Source organism: Delftia deserti (assembly GCF_042653485.1).
Lineage (GTDB): Bacteria > Pseudomonadota > Gammaproteobacteria > Burkholderiales > Burkholderiaceae_C > Comamonas > Comamonas acidovorans.
This window is the reverse complement of the sequence record NZ_JBHSIH010000001.1, coordinates 1630421-1650355: the sequence shown is the minus strand read 5'-3', so window position 1 is coordinate 1650355 and position 19935 is coordinate 1630421. Positions and strand designations below refer to the sequence as shown.

At 69.2% G+C, this 19935-nt stretch carries 14 protein-coding genes; 7 read left to right on the top strand and 7 right to left on the bottom strand.

Annotated elements, in window-relative coordinates:
* Nucleotides 1-118: 118 nt before the first annotated feature.
* Nucleotides 119-1018: a LysR family transcriptional regulator gene (locus ACFPFG_RS07940; RefSeq protein ID WP_312375691.1), complete on the bottom strand. Its 900-nt coding sequence runs from the start codon at nt 1016-1018 to the stop codon at nt 119-121.
* A 135-nt stretch (nt 1019-1153) separates the two neighbouring features.
* Between ACFPFG_RS07940 and ACFPFG_RS07935 the strand changes: the two genes are divergently transcribed.
* From ACFPFG_RS07935 to ACFPFG_RS07925, 3 genes are all read left to right on the top strand, one after another.
* The gene (locus ACFPFG_RS07935) at nt 1154-2857 is read left to right on the top strand and encodes an acyl-CoA dehydrogenase family protein (protein ID WP_183021043.1); all 1704 of its coding nucleotides are present in this window, start codon (nt 1154-1156) and stop codon (nt 2855-2857) included.
* Between the two features lie 75 nt (nt 2858-2932).
* Nucleotides 2933-3937: a Bug family tripartite tricarboxylate transporter substrate binding protein gene (locus ACFPFG_RS07930; RefSeq protein ID WP_373764613.1), complete on the top strand. Its 1005-nt coding sequence runs from the start codon at nt 2933-2935 to the stop codon at nt 3935-3937.
* A gap of 13 nt (nt 3938-3950) precedes the next feature.
* Entirely contained in the window at nt 3951-5072 is a 1122-nt protein-coding gene (locus ACFPFG_RS07925; protein ID WP_380105924.1) for a CaiB/BaiF CoA transferase family protein, read from the top strand.
* A gap of 14 nt (nt 5073-5086) precedes the next feature.
* Here the strand turns inward: ACFPFG_RS07925 and ACFPFG_RS07920 are convergent, their stop codons facing one another.
* Nucleotides 5087-6742, bottom strand: a complete 1656-nt coding sequence (locus tag ACFPFG_RS07920; RefSeq protein WP_197956956.1) for a GDYXXLXY domain-containing protein — start codon at nt 6740-6742, stop codon at nt 5087-5089.
* On the bottom strand, nt 6739-7710 hold the full coding sequence (locus ACFPFG_RS07915) for a DUF2157 domain-containing protein (protein WP_034398293.1): 972 nt from the start codon (nt 7708-7710) through the stop codon (nt 6739-6741). The genes ACFPFG_RS07920 and ACFPFG_RS07915 overlap by 4 nt, the downstream gene beginning before the upstream one ends.
* Before the next feature lie 265 nt (nt 7711-7975).
* Here ACFPFG_RS07915 and ACFPFG_RS07910 point away from each other — a divergent pair, with 265 nt between their 5' ends.
* From ACFPFG_RS07910 to ACFPFG_RS07895, 4 genes are all read left to right on the top strand, one after another.
* The gene (locus ACFPFG_RS07910; protein ID WP_380105921.1) at nt 7976-8509 is read left to right on the top strand and encodes a hypothetical protein; all 534 of its coding nucleotides are present in this window, start codon (nt 7976-7978) and stop codon (nt 8507-8509) included.
* 136 nt (nt 8510-8645) lie between these two features.
* Nucleotides 8646-10115, top strand: coding sequence for a cytochrome c oxidase accessory protein CcoG (gene ccoG / locus ACFPFG_RS07905; RefSeq protein WP_380105919.1), 1470 nt, complete (start codon nt 8646-8648; stop codon nt 10113-10115).
* A 245-nt stretch (nt 10116-10360) separates the two neighbouring features.
* Nucleotides 10361-12226, top strand: a complete 1866-nt coding sequence (locus ACFPFG_RS07900) for a dihydroxy-acid dehydratase (protein WP_380105917.1) — start codon at nt 10361-10363, stop codon at nt 12224-12226.
* Between the two features lie 81 nt (nt 12227-12307).
* Nucleotides 12308-13300 (top strand): Bug family tripartite tricarboxylate transporter substrate binding protein, encoded by a 993-nt coding sequence (locus ACFPFG_RS07895; protein ID WP_197956953.1) that lies wholly within the window; start codon nt 12308-12310, stop codon nt 13298-13300.
* Between the two features lie 364 nt (nt 13301-13664).
* Here ACFPFG_RS07895 and ACFPFG_RS07890 read toward each other — a convergent pair whose 3' ends face one another.
* The 4 genes from ACFPFG_RS07890 to trhP all read right to left on the bottom strand — a co-directional run bounded on the left by ACFPFG_RS07890 (nt 13665) and on the right by trhP (nt 19922).
* On the bottom strand, nt 13665-15839 hold the full coding sequence (locus ACFPFG_RS07890; RefSeq protein ID WP_380105914.1) for a TonB-dependent receptor family protein: 2175 nt from the start codon (nt 15837-15839) through the stop codon (nt 13665-13667).
* 248 nt (nt 15840-16087) lie between these two features.
* Nucleotides 16088-17509, bottom strand: a complete 1422-nt coding sequence (locus tag ACFPFG_RS07885) for an aminotransferase-like domain-containing protein (protein ID WP_197956951.1) — start codon at nt 17507-17509, stop codon at nt 16088-16090.
* Nucleotides 17510-17541: 32 nt separating this feature from the next.
* On the bottom strand, nt 17542-18411 hold the full coding sequence (locus ACFPFG_RS07880; protein WP_012204374.1) for a hypothetical protein: 870 nt from the start codon (nt 18409-18411) through the stop codon (nt 17542-17544).
* Between the two features lie 122 nt (nt 18412-18533).
* A complete protein-coding gene (trhP, locus tag ACFPFG_RS07875) occupies nt 18534-19922 on the bottom strand; it encodes a prephenate-dependent tRNA uridine(34) hydroxylase TrhP (protein WP_380105911.1) in 1389 nt (462 codons plus the stop codon).
* Nucleotides 19923-19935: the final 13 nt, after the last annotated feature.

Genomic DNA, 19935 nt, shown 5'->3' with positions numbered 1-19935 from the left:
TGCGGCTTCCCCCTGGAAGGGGGACGACACCCTGGCGGCGGGGCGGCCCTTGCTCGGTGCCCCTCGCTTTTGGGCCACGCCAGTTTTGGACATAGTGAACTGAGCAAGGGTGTGGCGTTTATGGCTGCTGCCCCAGCCTGCCCACGCTGTCGCGCAGGTGGGCCAGCAGCGATTCGACCAGGGGCTGCACATGGCCCGGGTGCCACATGGCCTGCATCTGCGACTGCGCGTGCCGGCCCTGGATGGGCACGAAGGCCAGCCCCGGAAAGCCCACGCGCTGCAGGCAGGACGGAACCAGGGACACGCCCTGGCCCAGCGACACCATGGACAGCACCGACAGCCAGTGCCGCACCTCGTGGTGCAGGTCGGGCGTGAAGCCCTCGCTCTGGCAGATCTGCCAGATCTGCTGGTGGTAGTCGGGCGAGACCTGGCGCGAGAACAGCACCATGCGCTCGCCCGCCAGCTGGCGCACCTGCAGCTTGCGCAGTCCGGCCAGCGCGTGGCTGTCCGGCAGGCAGGCCATGAACGGCTCGCTCACCAGGGTGTGTGATTGCAGGCCTGGCGCGGGGCGCGTGGCGTGCAGCAGGCCCAGGTCCAGGCGTTCCTGCTGCAGGGAGGCGATCTGCTCTGCGCTGTTGAGCTCCAGCATGTCGATGCGCACCAGCGGGTGCCGGGCACGAAAGCTCTCCAGCGCCTCGGGCAGCCCGCGGTAGATGGCCGAACCCACAAAGCCCAGCCGGATGCGGCCCTGCACGCCGTCGGCGATGGCGCGCATGTCCTGGCGCACGCGCTGGGCCTGCTCCATGATGTCCTGGGCCTGCACGCGCAGGTGCTTGCCGGCGGCCGTGAGCCGCACCTCCTTGCTGGTGCGCTCGAACAGCTGGGCGCCCAACTCTTCCTCCAGCTGGCGGATGGCCACGCTCAGCGGCGGCTGGGAGATGGACAGGCGCTGGGCTGCGCGGCTGAAGTGCAGCTCCTCGGCCAGCACCAGAAAGTACCTCAGTTGTCTCAGCTCCATGGTGTTCTATCCGGTTTGACTATTGATCAATACGTTATCGATATTTGACTCGAATAGGACTGTTTCCAAGAATGGGGGCATCCCCAAGACCCGGAGCCCGTGGCCCGGGCCCGGTTCCCGCACAGGAGACAGACCATGAACCCCGAACCGCAGGCGCTGGCCGCCATGCAGTCTTCCCCCGCCCAGGCTTTCCAGGCCGTGCCCGACCGCCACGGCAGCAACCTGTACACCACCGATTCGCAGTTGCAGCCGCTGCTGGCGCTGTACCTGCCGCCCGAGGTGAACGCGCACCTGCAGCCCCATCTGGAGCGCATGGGCGCGCTGGCCGGCCGCGAGATCGATGAATGGGCGCTGACCGCCGACAGGAACCCGCCCGAGCTGGAGCACCGCGATCGCACGGGGCGCGATGCGCAGCGCATCGTCAAGCACCCGGCCTATGTGGAGATGGAGCGCGTGGCCTATGGCGAGTTCGGCCTGGCCGTCATGTCGCACCGCACGGGCGTGCTGGGCTGGGATGGCAAGCTGCCGCCGCTGGCCAAGTACGCGCTGACCTATCTGTTCGTGCAGGCCGAGTTCGGCCTGTGCTGCCCGCTGTCCATGACGGACTCGCTGGCGCGCACGCTGCGCAAGTACGGCGAGCCGGCCCTGGTCGAAAAGTACTGGCCGCGCATGACGCAGCTGCGTTTCGAGGACCAGGCCCAGGGCGCCATGTTCATGACCGAGCAGGCGGCCGGCTCCGACATCTCCAACACCCAGACGCTGGCCCGCCCGGCCGCCGACGGCAGCTGGCGCCTGTCCGGCGACAAGTGGTTCTGCTCCAACCCCGATGCCGACTTCGCCATGGTGCTGGCGCGCGTGGAAGGCGCGCCGGCGGGCATGAAGGGCATCTCGCTGTTCCTGCTGCCGCGCCGGCTGGACGATGGCTCGGCCAACCACTACCGCATCGTGCGCCTCAAGCACAAGCTGGGCACGCGTTCCATGGCCAGCGGCGAGATCGTGCTCGACGGCGCCGTCGCCTACCTGGTGGGCGAGCAGGGCCGGGGCTTCGTGCAGATGGCCGACATGGTGAACAACTCGCGCCTGTCCAACGGCGTGCGCTCGGCCGGCCTGATGCGCCGCGCCGTGGCCGAGGCCGAGTACGTGGCGCGCGAGCGCCGCGCCTTCGGCAAGGCCCTGCAGGACATGCCGCTGATGCAGCGCCAGCTCGACAAGCTGCGCATCTACTCCGAGCAGGCCCGCACCATGGTGCTGCAGACGGCCCAGGCGCTGCAGCGTTCGGACGCAGGCGAAGACGGCGCCTACGCCCTGCTGCGCATCCTCACGCCCATGATCAAGTTCCGCGCCTGCCGCGATGCGCGCAAGGTCACGGGCGACGCCATGGAAGTGCGCGGCGGCTGCGGCTACATCGAGGAGTGGAGCGACCCGCGCCTGGTGCGCGACTCCCACCTGGGATCGATCTGGGAAGGCACCAGCAACATCGTGGCGCTGGATGTGATCCGCGCCATCAAGCGCGAAGGCTCGCTGCCCGTGCTGCGCGACCACGCGGCCCAGCTGCTGGCCCAGACCGAGGCGGCCACGGACTTCAAGGCCGCGCTGTCGGCCAGCATGGACAAGGCTGCGGCCCTGGCCCTGCGCGCGGCGGAGGAGGGCGGTGACCGCCTGGCGCGCGCCGCCGCCTCGGGCCTGTACCACTGCTTCACGGCCACGGCCATGGCCTGGGAGGCCTCTTGCACACGCAGCGCCGAGCGCATGCGCTGGGCCCAGCTGGTGCTGCTGCACCGCGTGCTGCCGCGCGACCCGCTGGCGGCAGGCGACCTGCCCGAAGGCTGGACACGCTGAGCCCATCGACCGCACCGATCCAGAACACACATCCCGTCCACAGGGATGAACGCACAAGTACCGGAGACAAACACCATGCCTTGCACTGACCAGAAGCCGTCCTTCCAGAAACGCCGATTCCTGTGGGCCTGTGCGCTCGCCGCCACCGCCGCGCTGCCGGCCGCCGCACTGGCCGAACGCTTTCCCGAGCGGCCCATCAGCTTCGTCGTTCCCTTCCCGCCCGGCGGGCCCACGGACGCCATGGCCCGCACGCTGGCGATATCGCTGACCGAGACGCTGGGCCAGAGCGTGATCGTGGAGAACAAGGCCGGCGCGGGCGGCAACATCGGCGCCGACTTCGTGGCCCGCGCCAGGCCCGACGGCTACACCATCATGTTCGGCACCTCGGGGCCGCTGGCCATCAACAAGCACCTGTACCGCAAGATCAACTACGACCCGCAGACCAGCTTCGCGCCCATCATCCGCGTGGGCCACCTGCCCAATGTGCTGGTGGTCAACCCGGCGACCAAGGCCACCACCGTGCAGGAGCTGATTGCGCAGGACAAGGCCAAGCCGGGCAGCCTGGACTATGCGTCCTCGGGCAACGGTGCCTCCTCGCACCTGGCCGGCGTGCTGTTCAACAAGATGGCCGGCACCTCGCTGCAGCACATCCCGTACAAGGGCACGGGCCCGGCGCTCAACGACCTGCTGGCGGGGCAGGTGAACATGACCTTCACCGACATCCTGACGGCCATGCCCTACATCAAGGCCGGCAAGTTCAAGGCCATCGGCGTGGCCACGGAAAAGCGCTCCCAGGCCATGCCCGACATCCCCACCATCGCCGAGCAGGGCCTGCCCGGCTACGACGTGAGCGTGTTCTTCGGTGTGGTGGCACCGGCCGGCACGCCGGCCGACCGCATCGAGACGCTGAACGCGGCCTTCCGCAAGGCCCTGGGCAGCGAGCGCATCCGCAAGACCTTTGCCGACCAGGGGCTGGAGCCGGCATCGGATCTGTCGCCAGCGGGGCTGTCGACCTTCATCGCGCAGGAAGTGACCAAGTGGAAGGCCGTGGTCGATGCCTCCGGCGCCAAACTGGATTGAGGAAAGCACATCGATGACCACTTCCCACAGCATGGGCGCACTCCAGGGCATCCGTGTCCTCGACCTCTCCCGCATTCTTGGTGGCCCGCTGTGCGGCCAGATCCTGGGCGACCACGGCGCCGACGTGCTCAAGGTGGAGCCGCCGCAGGGCGACGACACGCGCGCCTGGGGGCCGCCGTTCCAGGACGGTGTCTCTTCCTACTACCGGGGCCTGAACCGCAACAAGCGGCTGCAGTTCCTGGACCTGTCCCAGGCCGAAGGCCAGCAGGCCGTGCTGGCGCTGATGGAGCAGGCCGACGTGGTGGTGGAGAACTTCAAGATCGGCACCATGGAGAAATGGGGCATTGGCTGGGAGCAGGTGCGCGAGCGCTTTCCGCGCCTCATCTGGTGCCGCGTCAGCGGCTTCGGCGCCGATGGCCCGCTGGGCGCCTGGCCCGGCTATGACGCGGCCATCCAGGCCATGACGGGGCTGATGAGCGTCAACGGCGAGGCCGGCGGCGATCCGCTGCGCGTGGGCCTGCCCGTGGTGGACATGGTCACGGGCATGAACGGCGTCATCGGCGTGCTGCTGGCGCTGCAGGAGCGCCAGCGCAGCGGCCTGGGCCAGCTGGTGGATGTCTCGCTGTACGACAGCGGCATCTCGCTGCTGCACCCGCATGCGGGCAACTGGTTCATGAGCGGCAGGACGCCAGGGCGCTCGGGCAATGCCCATCCCAACATCTATCCCTACGACAGCTTTGCCACGGGCACCACGCCGGTCTTCCTGGCCGTGGGCAACGACCGCCAGTTCCGCCTGCTGTGCGAGAACCTGGGATGCCCGCAACTGGTGGCCGACGAGCGCTTTGCCACGGCCGGCCAGCGCTCGCACCACCGCGATGCGCTCAAGCCGCTGCTGGAGCAGGCCCTGCAGGCCAGCGACGGTCCCGCCCTGGCCGATGCGCTGATGGCCATCGGCGTGCCCGCCGCTCCCGTGCTGGGCGTGGATGCGGCGCTCGACCACCCGCATACCCGGCACCGCGAGATGGTGGTGGAGATGGAGGGCGGCTACCGGGGCCTGGGCGCGCCCGTCAAGCTCAGCCGCACGCCGGCCAGCTACCGGCATGCGCCGCTGGCCGAGGGCGACAGTTTCGAGTGAGTTGCGTGGTGCGCTCAGGGGACGATGGGGCGCAGCTGCGCGTCGGCCATGCCCACCAGCAGCGCGCGCCCGTCGGGCTCCACGCGGAACTCGCCGTAGCGGGCCTGCTCCCAGCGTTGGCCATCGCCTTCGCGGAAGTACCAGGCATCCGTCACCAGTGTCCACCGGCCGCCGCGCGGGGTGAGTTCAAAGCGCTGCTCGCCGGGCGCCAGCGGCTCGCTGGCCGTGCCGGTGCGCAGCCACTGCACCACGCCCTGCTCATCGAGCTTGCCGATGGCGTAGAGGCGTCCGCCGCGCAGGTTCTCTTTCTCCACGTCCCTGTCCTCGGAAGGCAGGCGGAAGTTCAGGCGCATGTAGTCGCCCTGCATCAGGGAGCGCGGGTCCACCGGCGCCAGTTCCACGAACACCTTGCGGCCCTGGGCGATGGTGCGTTCCTTCTGCGCAATGCCGATATTGGCCACCGCCAGCGTGCAGGCCGCCGTCAGCACCACCAGCCACGGCGCCCAGCGCTGCAGGGGCGCGGCGCCCGATGCGGCGGCGGTCTCCGCGCTGCCTGGCAGGGCTGCCGCGCGCGGCCCTGCCCAGGCCAGCAGGCCCAGCAAGGCGCCGCAGCCGGCCAGCACCAGGGCCTTGGTGGCCAGTGGCCAGGCCAGCTGGTAGTAGAAGCTGCCCACGATCCAGGCCGCAGCCAGGGCGGCCGCTGCGGCCTGCCGCCAGCGGCCGCTGGTGCCGGTCACCGCCAGCGCCAGCAGGCAGGCGCCCAGCCAGGGCAGGAAGGCACTCAGCACGGCCAGCACCACGGCAGCCACGGCGGCGCGCGGCTGCCGCAGCGTGGGCCATGCGCGCTGGGCGAACCAGGCGGCTGCCAGGGCCAGCACGGCCGAGCCGGCCTGCGTCAGAACGCCCATGGAGAGGTTCGGGGCGGCTTCCTGCGCCAGCTCGCCCGCCAGGCCGCCGCCCAGCACGCCGGCCATCATGAAGCTCCTGCCGGACAGAAAGGCCAGGCCAGCCAGCACAGCCAGCAGCCAGCCCGTGGCAAAGGGCTCCAGCGCCGCCGCCATGCGGGTCTGTGCCGCAGACTGTCCCAGCGCGCGCCACTGGGCTGCCAGCAGCAGCATCCAGAGCAGCAGCGCCGCATGCACGATGACCCAGGTCGGCAGGCCTGCGTACAGGGTGGATGGATCGTTGTCCGGCCAGAGCATGGTGCAAAACAGCAGCGCGCAGGCGGCGCCCAGCAGCACGCGCAGCCAGGGCCTTGGAATGGCGGCCGTGCAGGCCAGCGCAATGGCCAGGCCTATCGCGCCCGCAGCCTGCCCCGACAGGTCGCGCGCCAGGCCAAAGCCCAGCAGGCCGGCGCCGGTCAGCATGGCAGGCAGGGCCAACTGCTCCAGGAAGACGGGCAGCTCCTCGGCGCGCAGCACGGCCACGGCTGCGGCCAGCATCATGGCGCCGATCACATAGGTGCCGGCGCCGCGCTCTATCCAGTCGGACAGGGCAAACGCAAACAGAATCAGCAAGGGGAGAAGGGCCAGCCAGGCGCCCAGCGCCGTGAGCAGCACCACCGCCCAATGGCGGTCGTTGGCGGCAGGGCGGCGGTCCTGCAAGGCGGCAGGCGGCAGGATGCCCTGGTCCACGGCCTGGCGCAGCAGGGTGTCGTGTTCGTGGCTCATTGAAGGCCTCCTTCCGCGTTGCGTGACATTCGAAGCACCAGGCTGACCGTGGCCGCCAGCAGGCACGCAGCGCCCAGGCCCACGAGCAGCAGCATGCCCGTGAAGTCCGCCCCCAGTTTCTCCAGCAGCAGGTAGACCAGGCCGCACACCAGCAGCACGTTCAGGCCCAGCGCCGCACCGCTGAGCAAAAAGATATCGAAATGCCTGCGCAGGCCCGCCAGCGCCGCCGCGCCTGCCAGCAGCACCAGCCCCAGCGGGTACTGCGGCGCCACCGTGCTGTGGAACAGCCCGCTGATGGCGGTGGAGGTGATCATCGCCAGCGCGAGCGCGCCCGCGCCGCGCAAGGCCCACAGCCCGGCGCCCGTGAAGCGCCGCAGGGCCGGTGCCATGACCGCGGTGACGGCAAGGGCGGCGCCCAGGGCCACGGCATGCACGCCCAGGTCGCGCGACTCCACCTCCCAGAACTGCGGCGTATGGGCCTGCGCCCACAGCGCAATGCCCGTCATGGCAACCACCACCCAGGGTACCCAGACGCCATCGCTGCGCGCCGCCAGGGCCAGCGGCAGGGTCAGCGCTGCCCACAGCGCAAACAGCTGCCAGGGGTCCGCACCCGTCTGGTAGGTCTGCCCGAAAAAGGCGAACAGAGCGCCCGTGCCCAGCAGCGCCAGCACCGACAGCGGCACGCGCGCCGCCGCGCGCCATGCCGCGCCAAGACACATCACGAGCACGAAGCCTTGCAGCAGGGCAAAGCGCTGCATGCGGCCCATGCTCTCCCAATTGGCGGCAATCCACAGCACGATGCCCAGCCCGCCCAGTGCCGCGCCCAGCAAGGCCACCACGGGCCACAGGCGGGTTCTGAGCGCAGCCGGTTCCTGCTCGAATCCCGCCAGTGCAAACAGCTGCACGGCGGCCTTGCGGTCCAGGCCATGTTGGCGGACAAGGTCATGCAATAGGGGGCGCAGGTTCATGGTGCGGACGTTCCTTGGCTTGAAGAGTCGGATGCCCGACTGTGCCAGAACCCCGCGTGCATGGATGGCGGCGCAGGACGGCATTCCGGCGAGCCGGGGGAGCCGTGGGAAGATCGCGGCCAGAGTCCTGCCATCCTCCTGCCATTGCTGCCTAGCCCAAACCTGCCGACATGCCTTTCCTGCCTGCCCCTTGCCTCGTTGCGCAAACGCACCCGCACCCGCACCAGCATCCGCATCCGCACCCACAACCTGCAAGGCAGGCTCGATGAAGCGCGGCGATGCGCTGGACGGGCAGATCGAGTGGCAGGCGGTCACGCGGCCTGCCGCCATCGCGCTGACGGCCTTTGCCGCCTGGATCATCTGGGGTCACTTCATCAGCCAGGGTCACTGGCTGCTGCTGCTGGACAACGCCAACCTGGCACTGCACGAGGCCGGGCATCCGCTGGTGGCCCTGTTCTCGCAGCATCTCTCGGTCTACGGCGGCACGCTGTTCCAGCTGCTGTTCCCGGCCCTGTTCATGCGCCATTTCCACAGGCAGGGCCAGCGCACGGGCTGGATTGCCGCGCTGATGTGGCTGGGAGAGAGCCTCATGAACGTGGCCCACTACATGAAGGATGCGCGCGCCCGGGTGCTGCCGCTGGTGGGCGGCGGCGACCATGACTGGACGGAGATCTTCAGCCGCTGGGGCGTGCTCCAGGCCGATGTACGCATCGGCACGCTGACGGCGCTGCTGGGTCTGTGCCTGGTGCTGTGGGGGCTGCGGCTTGCCGTTGCGGCGCTGCGCTCGCCGCAGGCCTGACCCGCCATCTGATACGGTCGAATCCGCTGCATCTGCTGCTACCGCCGGGGCAGGGCGCTGGGCATAGTTCAGGCAGTCCCCGGCAATTCATGACAAGCCCGCATCAAGGGCGCACCGGCCGGGGCGAAGGCCCCGCATGTCAGAACGACCGAAACCGCTTCCCGATGAAACCGCCGCAGCCCCCCGGCCGCGGCCCGCGCCACGCAAGGTGATTCCCATCGCCGATGCCAGCGCGGACTCCCCGCTGTTCGAATCGCGCAGGAAGATCCAGCCGCGCTCCATCACGGGGCGCTTCACCCATTGGCGCTGGGCCATGGTCTGGATCACGCAGCTGTTCTTCTATGGCATTCCCTGGCTGCAGATCCATGGCCGGCAGGCCTTGCTGTTCGACCTGGAGCAGCGGCGCTTCTACGTCTTCGGCTGGCTGCTGTATCCGCAGGACTTCATCTACCTGGCGGTGCTGCTCATCGTCTCGGCGCTGGCGCTGTTCCTGTTCACCACGGTGGCCGGGCGGCTGTGGTGCGGCTTTTCCTGCCCGCAGACGGTCTACACCGAGCTGTTCATGTGGGTGGAGCGCCGGCTGGAGGGCGACCGCAGCGCGCGGCTGCGATTGGACGGCAGCGGCTGGGGCGCGGAGAAGATCGCGCGGCGCGGCGGCAAGCATGCGCTGTGGCTGCTGATCTCGCTGTGGACGGGCCTGACCTTCGTGGGCTACTTCGTGCCCATCCGCAGCCTGCTGCCCGAGGTGCTGGCGCTGACCGGCGCATGGCAGATCTTCTGGGTGCTGTTCTATGCGCTGGCCACCTACGGCAACGCGGGCTTCCTGCGCGAGCAGGTCTGCAAGCACATGTGCCCCTATGCGCGCTTCCAGCGCGCCATGTTCGACAAGGACACCCTGGTCGTCACCTACGACACCGCGCGCGGCGAATCGCGCGGCCCGCGCCACAAGGGGGTGGACTACCGGGGCCAGGGGCTTGGCGACTGCATCGACTGCACGCTGTGCGTGCAGGTCTGCCCGGTGGGCATCGACATACGCGACGGCCTGCAGTACGAATGCATCGGCTGCGGCCTGTGCATCGACGCCTGCAACAGCGTCATGGACCGCATGCACTACCCGCGCGGGCTGATCCGCCTGTCCACGCAGAACGGCGTGGCCCGGGGCTGGCGCCAGAGCGAGCTGGTGCGCCGCATCTTCCGCCCGCGCGTGCTGATCTACGGCACGGCGCTGGTGGCCATCTCCACAGCCATGGTGGCCAGCCTGGCGCTGCGCACGCCGCTGAAGGTGGACGTGGTGCGCGACCGGGGCACGCTGTCGCGCATCGTGGCCGGCGGCCAGATCGAGAACATCTACCGCGTGCAGATCGGCAATGCCACGGAGCAGGACCAGCGTTATGTGCTGTCGGCCTCGGGCATAGAGGGCCTGCGCGTGGCTTCGGAGACCGAGGTGGACGTGGGCGCGGCCCAGGACCGCTGGGTCGTGGTGCGGCTGCAGGCGCCCCATGGCGCGGCCGGCCCTGGCTCGCATGGCGTGGAGATCACGGCCACGGCGGTGGGTGACCCGGCGCTTTCCAAGCAGGCGCACAGCACGTTCCTGGTGCCGCGCTGAGGGGCCGGTTGGATGGATTGATTCAGGAGTACGGCGCAGTTGTTGTGCACGATGCCTGGTCCGCTGCAGCGCGGGCTGGCATCGGTTTTGAGGCCCCGGAAGTTTGTTCCGGGGCCTTTTTTTCCGTCCATCTGGCGCCGAAGGGCGGCCCCCCAGGCGACTCCCGGGAGACACGATCTGGTGTAAATGCTCATAGGGAAATCCGCAGACCCCGCTATGGTGGGCGGCTGTTTTCCGTCCCGCGTATGAACAAGAAACCTGCCTCCCCCGACAACGTCTTTTCCGAGTCCAGCGCCTCCGCATCGCTGGCCGCGCCCACCACCACAACCAGCACCACCGGCAGCAGCCCGGCAGCGGCCACGCCCACGCCCACGCCCACGCCCACGCCCTTTCGCTCCGCCCTGATCCGCTCCGGCACCATCCGTGCCACCACGCGCAGCTTCCTGCATGCCCTGGGCCAGGACGACGAGGACATGGAGCGCCCGCACATCGGCGTGTTCCACACGGGCGGGGAGATGAGCCCCTGCAACCTCAACCTGCGCGACCAGGCCCAGCATGCCAAGACCGGCATCTACGCCGGGGGCGGTACGCCGCATGAATGCCCGGTGGTGTCGGTCAGCGACGGGCTGACCATGGCGCATTCGGGCATGCGGTTCTCGCTGGTCTCGCGCGAGTTGATCGCCGACAGCGTGGAGGCTTCGGTGCGCGGCCACCAGTGGGATGGCATCTTCGCCATCGGCGCCTGCGACAAGAACCTGCCGGGGCTGATGATGGGCATGGTGCGCTGCAATGTGCCCAGCGTCTTCGTGCATGGCGGCTCGGCCCTGCCGGGACAGGCGCCCGGCGTGCACGGGCGCGACCTGAACGTGGTCGATACCTACGAGACCATCGGCCAGGTGCTGGCCGGCACGGCCACGGCGCAGGACCTGGAGGCCATGAGCCGCGCGTGCCTGCCCACGGCCGGCGCCTGCGCTGGCCAGTTCACGGCCAACACCATGGGCATGGTGAGCGAGGCGCTGGGGCTGGCGCCCATCGGCTCCAGCATGGTGCCCGCCGTGTTCAGCGAGCGCGCACCGCTGATGCGCCGCGCCGCGCGCCAGCTCATGCAGGCCGTGTGGGCCAGCGCCGAAGGCGGCGGCCCGCTGCCGCGCGACATCATCACGCGCCGGGCGCTGGAGAATGCCTGCGCCGTGGTCAGCGCCACGGGCGGGTCGACCAATGCCGCCCTGCACCTGCCGGCCATCGCGCATGAGGCCGGCATCCGCTTCCACCTGGACGACGTCGCCGAGATCTTCGCGCGCACGCCGCTGATCGCCGACCTGCGCCCCGGCGGGCGCTTCCTGGCGCGCGACGTGTACTACGTCGGCGGCGCAGGCGTGATCCTGCGCACGCTGATGGAGCAGGGCTTTGTCCACGGCGATGCGCTCACCTTCACGGGCCGCACCCTGGCCGAAGAACTGGCCGATGCCGCGCTGCCCGATGGCGAGGTGGTGCGCGCGCCCGGCAACCCCATCACGCGCGACGGTGGCCTGACCGTGCTCAAGGGCAACCTCTGCCCCGATGGCGCGCTGCTCAAGACCGCCGGCCTCAAGACCCTGGCGCACCGGGGCCCGGCGCGCGTCTTCGAGTCCGAGGAACAGGCCCAGGCCGCCGTGCAGGCCATGCAGTACGCGGCCGGCGATGTCATCGTCATCCGCAACGAAGGCCCGCGCGGCAGCCCCGGCATGCGCGAGATGCTGGGCATCACGGCCTTGCTCTATGGCCAGGGCATGGGCGACAAGGTGGCCCTGCTGACCGATGGGCGCTTCTCTGGCGCCACGCGCGGCCTGTGCATCGGCTATGCAGGCCCCGAGGCCGCCGACAACGGCCCCATTGCCGCGCTGCGCGACGGCGACCTCATCGCCATCGACGCCCGCGCCGATGCGCGCAGCATCACGGTGGAAATCGGCGAGGCCGAACTGGCCGCACGTCTGGAACAATCAGCCGCCGCGCGCCGCCAGGCCCGGCCGCTGGGCGGCGTGCTGGAAAAATACGCGCTCACCGTGCGCCCGGCCCACCAGGGCGCGGTCACGCATTCGGGCCAGGTGGTCTGGCTGCGCGACGACAGTTGAAGCCGCCGGGCCGGCACGCATTTCCCCCGCTGTTCCCCCACAGTTTTTTTCAGAGTTTCAATTTCAACCGGAGACATACGCATGAACATCGACCGCCGCCAATGGCTGGGCACCGCTGGAGCGGGTGCGCTGCTGGCCAGCCTGGGCCAGCAGGCCTGGGCGCAGGCCCAGGGCCCCATCGAGACCCTGAACATCATCACCGGCTTCGCGGCCGGAGGCACCTCGGACGCCATCTGCCGCCGCGTGGGTACCAAGCTGTCGGGCTATGCCAAGACCTCGGTGGTGGAAAACCGCACCGGCGCGGGCGGGCAGATCGCCATCAGCTACGTCAAGGGCCGCCCCGCGGATGGCGCCACCCTGCTGCAGACGCCCACGTCCATGCTGTCCATCTACCCGCACATCTACAAGAAGCTGCCCTATGACCCGATCGCCGACCTGGCGCCGGTCACCGTGGGCTGCATCTTCGACTTCGGCTTTGCCGTCGGCCCCGCCGTGCCCGCCAGCGTGACCACGGTGCCGGAATTCTTCGCCTGGGCCAAGGCCAACCCCGCAGGCGCCAACTTCGGCTCGCCCGCGCCGGGCTCCACGCCCCACTTCATCGGCGCCCTGCTGGGCCAGCATGCGGGCGTGGACTTCAAGCACGCCGGCTACCGCGGCACCCAGCCGGCGCTGCTGGACATGCTGGGCGGCAACGTCTCCGCCGTCTGCGGCCCCGTGGGCGACATGCTGCAGCACCTGGCCGGCGGCAAGATGCGCATCCTGGGCGTCAGCGGCGCCAAGCGCAGCCGCTTCGCACCCCAGGTCCCCACGCTGGTGGAGCAGGGCTACAAGGACATGGCTCACAGCGAATGGTTCGCCTTCTTCGTGCCCGCCAAGACCCCCGCCGAGACCGTGCAGCGCCTGAACGGCCACATGCGCAAGGCGCTGGCCACGCCCGACGTGGTGGACAGCCTGGCCACCTTCGGCCTGGACGCCCAATCCTCCACCCCCGCCGAACTGGCCGCGCTGCTGCAGTCCGAACTCGCCAAATGGGGCCCCATCGTCAAGCGCGTGGGATTCACAGCAGAGGGCTAAAAAGACCAAAACGGGCCGAGCGAAGCGAAGGCCCGCTCCATGCCCACTCCCCGTATGTCAGCGCCTGCGGCGTGGCGGTTGCGGGGTTGCAAGCCTGCCGAAGGACAGGCTTGCTTCGTGATCTGACTCGCCGTGATTGTCTGAACGTAGCGCGCAGCGCGAAGTGAGTTTCACGGCGAACCCCGCAACCGCCACGACGCAGGTTGCCCGCAGCGAAGCGGAGGGTCGCGGACATTCGGGTCGCCTTCTTTGATCTGACCTTTCTTGGCGAATCAAGAAAGGGCAGTCGGCCGCCGGGCCGAGACCCGGCCTCAGAAAAATACCACCCGGCAGGGTCAAAAACAGACCCACGTAAACCAAAGCCTCAGAACGGCAACGTCCCCTGCACATACAACGTCCGAGGCATCCCCACATACTTGCCCCCGTTGTTGTCCGTGGACCGCGTGTAGTACCTGCGATCGAACAGATTCTTGACCCCCACGGCCACCCGCAGATTGCCCAGAGACTTGCCAAAGTCATAGCCCGCACGCAGGCCCACGGTCGCAAACCCGGGAATATCACCCAGCCGCCCCGCAGCATCTTCCTGCGTCACATACTGCGTGCCCGACCCCGGAGAGCGCTGCTTCGATTGCGCGGCCAGGTCCGCATTCAGCGTCCACTGCCCCAGCGCATAGCGCGCCCACAACTGGCCCGTGTGGCGCGAGTACAGCGGCAGGTCGCGCCCCGCGAAATCGCCGGCGCGCGAGACGGCCTCGGTGTAGGTATAGGACACACCCGCCGTCAGCCCCTTGAGCGCGGCATTCCACTGGCCCAGGTCGTAGCGCAGCGAGGACTCGATGCCGCGGTGGCGCGTGGCGCCCAGGTCGGTCCAGATGCCGTCCACGCCCACGCGGGTCAGCAGCAGTTCCTTGTCGAAGTCGATGTTGAACAGCGTCAGCTCGGCGTTCAGCGCCGGGCTGTTGTAGTGCGTGCCCACCTCATAGGTCTTGGCCGATTCGGGATGCAGGCCGCGCTCGGTCTGTGCCAGTTGCGCGTACTGCTGCGGTCCGAAGGACTTGCCCGCGTTGGCGAACAGCGACCACTGCGCATTCATGCGGTAGAGCACGGACAGCGTGGGCAGGAGCTCGCGTGCATCGGCCTTGGGGAACAGCTGGCTGGTGACGGTGCTGCCATCGGCGCCCAGGTTGCTGACGTTGTTGAAGGAGTTGATGCGTTCGTAGCGCACGCCGGGCGTGATGGTCCAGTTGCCGATGTCGATGCGGTCATCGATATAGAAGGCATGGGCCGTGGTGCCGCCCTGGCTGGTCTGGTAGGGCGTGATCGGCAGGGCCATGGCGTTGGCCATGGTGGCGGGGTTGTAGTAGGCCGTGCGCAGCGCGACCTCGGAACTGCTTTCCTTGAGGTAGCGGTAGCCCACGCTGACTTCCTGCACCACGGAGCCGGTCTCGAGCAGGCGCGAGTAGCGCGGCTCGATGCCGAAGTAGTGGTAGCTGCGCGGCGCGGCCGTCAGGCGGCGCTGGTTGGCGTTGTCCTGCTCGATGTAGCTGCCGCGGAACGAGTCCACGTAGTAGCCCAGCACCTCGAAGTTGTTGCGCCCGTCCTTGTGGTTGTACTTGAACGAGGCATCGGTGCGGCGGCCGTCGAAGCTGTCGTAGGAGCGCGTGGACTGGAACGGGTCGGCCGCGTACTGCGCCGTGGTCAGGCCGCCGGGCATGCGGCCCGAGCCCTCGAAGTGGTGCAGCGAGACGGCGATGTCGTCCCGGGCCGAGATGCGGTAGGCGCCCTTGACCAGGATGTCGTCGATATCGGTCTTGTCATTGCCTGCGCGCCAGCCGTCGCCATGCGTGCCCGAGTACAGCAGGGCCAGGCCCAGGCCGGATTCGTTGGTGCCGCCCACGAACAGGCTGGGCGTGGTCTTGGCATTGCCGCCGTGGCTGTAGATCTCGGTGCCCACCGAGGCCTCGGCCGCGAAGGTCTTGGGAATGGCGCGCGTGACGAAGTTGATGATGCCGCCCACGTTCTGGGGGCCGTAGCGCACCGAGCCCGCGCCGCGGATCACGTCCACCGACTCCAGGTTGCCCAGCGACACGGGCGCCAGCGACAGCTGGGGCTGGCCGTAGGGCGCGTAGGAGACGGGCACGCCGTCCATCAGCACATAGGAGCGCGGCGACAGGCGCGCCGTCAGGCCGCGCACGCCGATGTTCAGCGACACATCGCTGCCGCCCGTGCCGTTGCTGTCCTGCACCTGTACTCCGGGCACCAGGCGCAGCACGTCGCGCAGGCTGGTCGAGCCGCTTTCCTCGATGCGCGTGCGTTCGACGATGGTGCGTGCGCCCGCATGGTCCAGCACCTTTTCCTCGCTGGGGTTGTCCAGCCAGTTGCCCGTGACGGTGATGGCGGACAGGCCGGCCTCGGGGGCGGTGGCGCTTGCCGTTGCGGTGGGCGATTGCGCCTGTGCCCAAGCCTGCAGGGACAGCAGGGCCGTGGCGACGGCAGCGGCGCAGCGCGTGAGCGCGGCGCGGTGGTGGCGGGAAACCATGGAAAAACGTCCTTCTTGCGTCTGGAGTTGGGCAGCGCTGAAGGGTCGGTGGCAGGCTGCGGGACGCGTGGCGACGTGCGGGGCGGAGGGCAGAAGACAAAGACCGGTCAGCATGCGTTGCGGCCATGCCGGTTCGGGGTGCGAGTCTAAATGAGAATCATCCAGCTTGCACCAGGCTGACAGCGTGCACGCCGTGCTGCGTTGCCCCGGCGCTACAGCGCAGCAGGTGCTGCAGGCGCAGCGGGCGCTTACCCTGGCGTGTTGCAGGCCAGCTCGCCCAGCGTGGCCAGGGCCTGCGCGGTTTCGTCGCTCCAGTCGTGGCCGTAGTTCAGCCGCAGGCAATGGCCGAAGGCTTGCGAGGCCGAGAAGATCGGCCCCGGCGCCACGCTGATGCCGCGCGCCAGCGCTGCGCGGTGCAGGGCCAGCGCATCGCAGTGCGGCGGCAGTTGCACCCACATGAAATAGCCGCCCTCGGGCCGCGTTGCCCGCGTGCCTTGTGGAAAGTGGCGGGCAATGGCCGATGCCATGTGGTCCCGCTGCAGGGCCAGGCTCTGGCGCAGGCGGCGCAGGTGGCGGTCGGCGCCGCCGCTTTCCAGGTAGTCGGCCAGCGCCTGCTGGGTGGGCGCATTGGTGGCCAGCGTGGTGGTGAGCTTTTGCCGGGCCACGGCACGCGTGAAGCGCCCCGGCGCGGCCCAGCCCGTGCGCCAGCCCGGCGCCAGCCATTTGGAGAACGAGCTGCAGTGCAGCACCCAGCCTTCGGTGTCGAAGGTCTTGGCGGGCGGCGGGCGGCGCTCGCCGAAGTACAGCTCGCCGTACACGTCGTCTTCGATCAGCGGCACGCGGTGGCGCGTGACCAGCTCCACCAGCGCGCGTTTGCGCGCCTCTGGCATGAGGCTGCCCAGCGGGTTCTGAAAGCAGGTCATCAGCCAGATGGCCTGGGGCCTGTGGCGCTGCAGTGCTGCCTCCAGCGCAGCAAGGTCCATGCCCTCGCCCGGATGGGTGGGTACCTCGATGGCCGACAGGCCCATGCGCTCCAGCGCCTGCAGCGCGCCATAGAAGCAGGGCGACTCGATGACCACGGCGCCACCGGGCCGCGTGACGGCGGCCAGGCTCAGGTTCAGCGCCTCCAGTGCGCCGTTGGTGATGACCAGGTCGGCCGGCGTCAGCGCCAGGCCGTCGGCCAGGTAGCGGCGCGCGATCTGGCGGCGCAGCGCCAGGCTGCCGGGCGTGAGGTCGTCGATGGCGCTGCGCGGGTCGGCCTCGCGCGCGGCATGCGCCAGGCACTGGCCCAGGCGGCGCAGCGGGAACAGGCCCGGCGAGGGAAAGGCCGAGCCCAGCGGGACCACTTCGCGGTCCATGGCCGACTCCAGCACCTCGAACACGCGCTCGCTGACATCGACCACGGCAAAGCTGTCGCCCTCGGGCGAAGACGGCTCGGTGGGCTCGGGCGGCGCACTGTGCGGGCGCTGGGCGACGAAGTAGCCCGAGCGCTCGCGCGCGCGCACCAGGCCGCGCGCCTCCAGCAGGTAGTAGGCCTGGAACACCGTGGAGGCGCTGACGCCGCGCCGCTCGCTGGTCTGGCGCACCGAGGGCAGCTTGTCACCGGCGCACAGCACGCCTGCGGTGATGGATGCCTCGATATCGTCGGCCAGCTCCTGGTAGCGCGTCATGGCGGCGTGCGTGCTTGGGTGCGGGCGCCGCTTCAGCCTTGCTCGGCCAGCAGTTCCTGCAGTGCCTTGATCTGCTGGCGCAGGCGCTCGTTCTCGGCTTCGAGTTCGTTCACGCGCTGCTGCAGCTCCTCGGGCGAGGCGGTCACGGCCGCGCCTTCGCCGTCGGCCGCTTCGGCTTCGGGCTTGGCGGCCTTGGGCTTTTTCTTGGCATCGCGCACGCGCTTGGCCGCCTGCTTGAGTTCGTCGGCGCCTGCGGCGGCCACGGCCTGCTGCTCGTCCACCGGCAGGCTGGCGACCACGGCGGCGGTGCTCAGCGAGATGTCGCCCGAGCGCACGGCGGCCACCACTTCGGGGGCGGCCTTTTGCTGGATGGTCTCGATCAGCTTGACCTGGCTGCTGGACAGGCGGGCCACGCGGGCCAGGGCCTCGCGCGTGTCCAGCGCCTCGTCGGGCACCTTGGCCACGCTGGCCAGGGCGGCAGCGACCACGGGGTCGGTCTCGCCTTCCCAGGGGGCTTCGCCCTCGGCCTGGGGCGCATCGGCCTTGGCGGCCATCACGGCGGCGGCGGCGGCCGAGCGGCGCGTGGCAATGATCTCGCGCTTGCGCAGCGCCAGCACGCCACGCTGGAAGTCGGACACGCTGCGGCGGCCCAGGTGCTGGTCGATCATCCACAGGTGCACGTCGTCCATGTTCTTGAACTGCGTGGCCTGCACGGTGTTGAAGGGCAGGCCGTGCTTTTGGCAGATGGCGTAGCGGTTGTGGCCGTCGATGAGCAGGTCGTTCCAGAGCACGAGCGCGTCGCGGCAGCCTTCGGCCACGATGCTGCGCTCCAGCGCGTCGAGTTCATCGGGGGTCAGCGGGTCGATGTAGGCCTTGAGTTCTTCGTTGACGACGATGTCCATGGCAGTGCAGAAATGAGGAATGAAAGGAAGGGCGGCCGCTCCAGGCCATTGCAGCAATGGCCCTGGACAGCCGCCAGGAAAAAATCACGGGCAAGGAGGGCAGGGCGGCCTGCGCCCGGGCTTCAGAGCAGGCGCGAGATCAGCGCACCTTCGGCCGGTGCATCCAGCGGGATGCGCACGCGGATCGGGTTGCCCTGGGCGACCTGCACGGGTTCGCCGTCGAGGTTGAACATCTTCTCCAGCAGCACCTGGCGGTTGCCCTGCGGGTGGATGATCTCCAGCGTATCGCCCACCGAGAAGCGGTTCTTGGTCTCCACCTCGGCCATGCCGTCGGCATAGCTGCGCACCTCGCCCACGAAGTGGCTGCGCTGCAGCACCGAGTGGCCGGTCTCGTAGTTCTGGTAGTCCTGCGAGGGACGGCGCTCCAGCAGGCCGCCCGTGTAGCCACGGTTGGCCAGGCCTTCGAGCTCGGTGATCAGGTGCGGGTTGAAGGGGCGGCCGGCCACGGCATCGTCGATGGCGCGGCGGTAGACCTGGGCCGTGCGGGCCACGTAGTACAGGCTCTTGGTGCGGCCCTCGATCTTGAGCGAGTCCACGCCGATCTTCACCAGGCGCTCCACATGCTCCACGGCGCGCAGGTCCTTGGAGTTCATGATGTAGGTGCCGTGCTCGTCTTCCATGATGGGCATCAGCTCGCCGGGGCGGCCCTTTTCCTCCAGCAGGTAGACCTGCTCGGCCTTGGGGTGGCGCGCGCCGTCGCCGCAGGTGCTGGTGAACTGGCTGTCGGCCTCCTCGCGGGCCTTCTCGAAGCTGAAGTCCTGCTCCATGGTCTGGGCCAGGGCCTCGCCGGTATTGGGGTCCACGGCCGCGTCATGCGTCTTGTAGTCCCAGCGGCAGGCATTGGTGCAGGTGCCCTGGTTGGGATCGCGCCGGTTGAAGTAGCCCGACAGCAGGCAGCGGCCCGAGTAGGCGATGCACAGCGCGCCGTGCACGAAGACCTCGATCTCCATGTCCGGGCATTCCTGGCGGATCTTCTCGATCTCGTCCAGCGACAGCTCGCGCGACAGGATGATGCGCGAGACGCCGGCCTTCTGCCAGAACTTCACCGTGGCCCAGTTGGTGGTGTTGGCCTGCACCGAGAGATGGACCTCGGTCTCGGGCCACTTTTCCTTGATCATCATGATCAGGCCGGGGTCGGCCATGATCAGCGCGTCGGGCTTGCACTCGATCACGGGCTCGATGTCGCGGATATAGGTGCGCACCTTGTCGTTGTGGGCGATCAGGTTGCTGGTGACGAAGAATTTCTTGCCCCGCGCATGCGCCTCGGAGATGCCCTGGGCGATCTGTTCGAGACGGAATTCGTTGTTGCGTGCGCGCAGGCTGTAGCGGGGTTGCCCGGCGTAGATGGCATCGGCGCCAAAGTCGTAGGCCGCACGCATCTTGTCGAGCGAGCCGGCCGGCAGCAGCAGTTCGGGGGCTTTGAGGGTCATGATCCCCGTATTGTCCTGCATCGCGCTTTCCAAC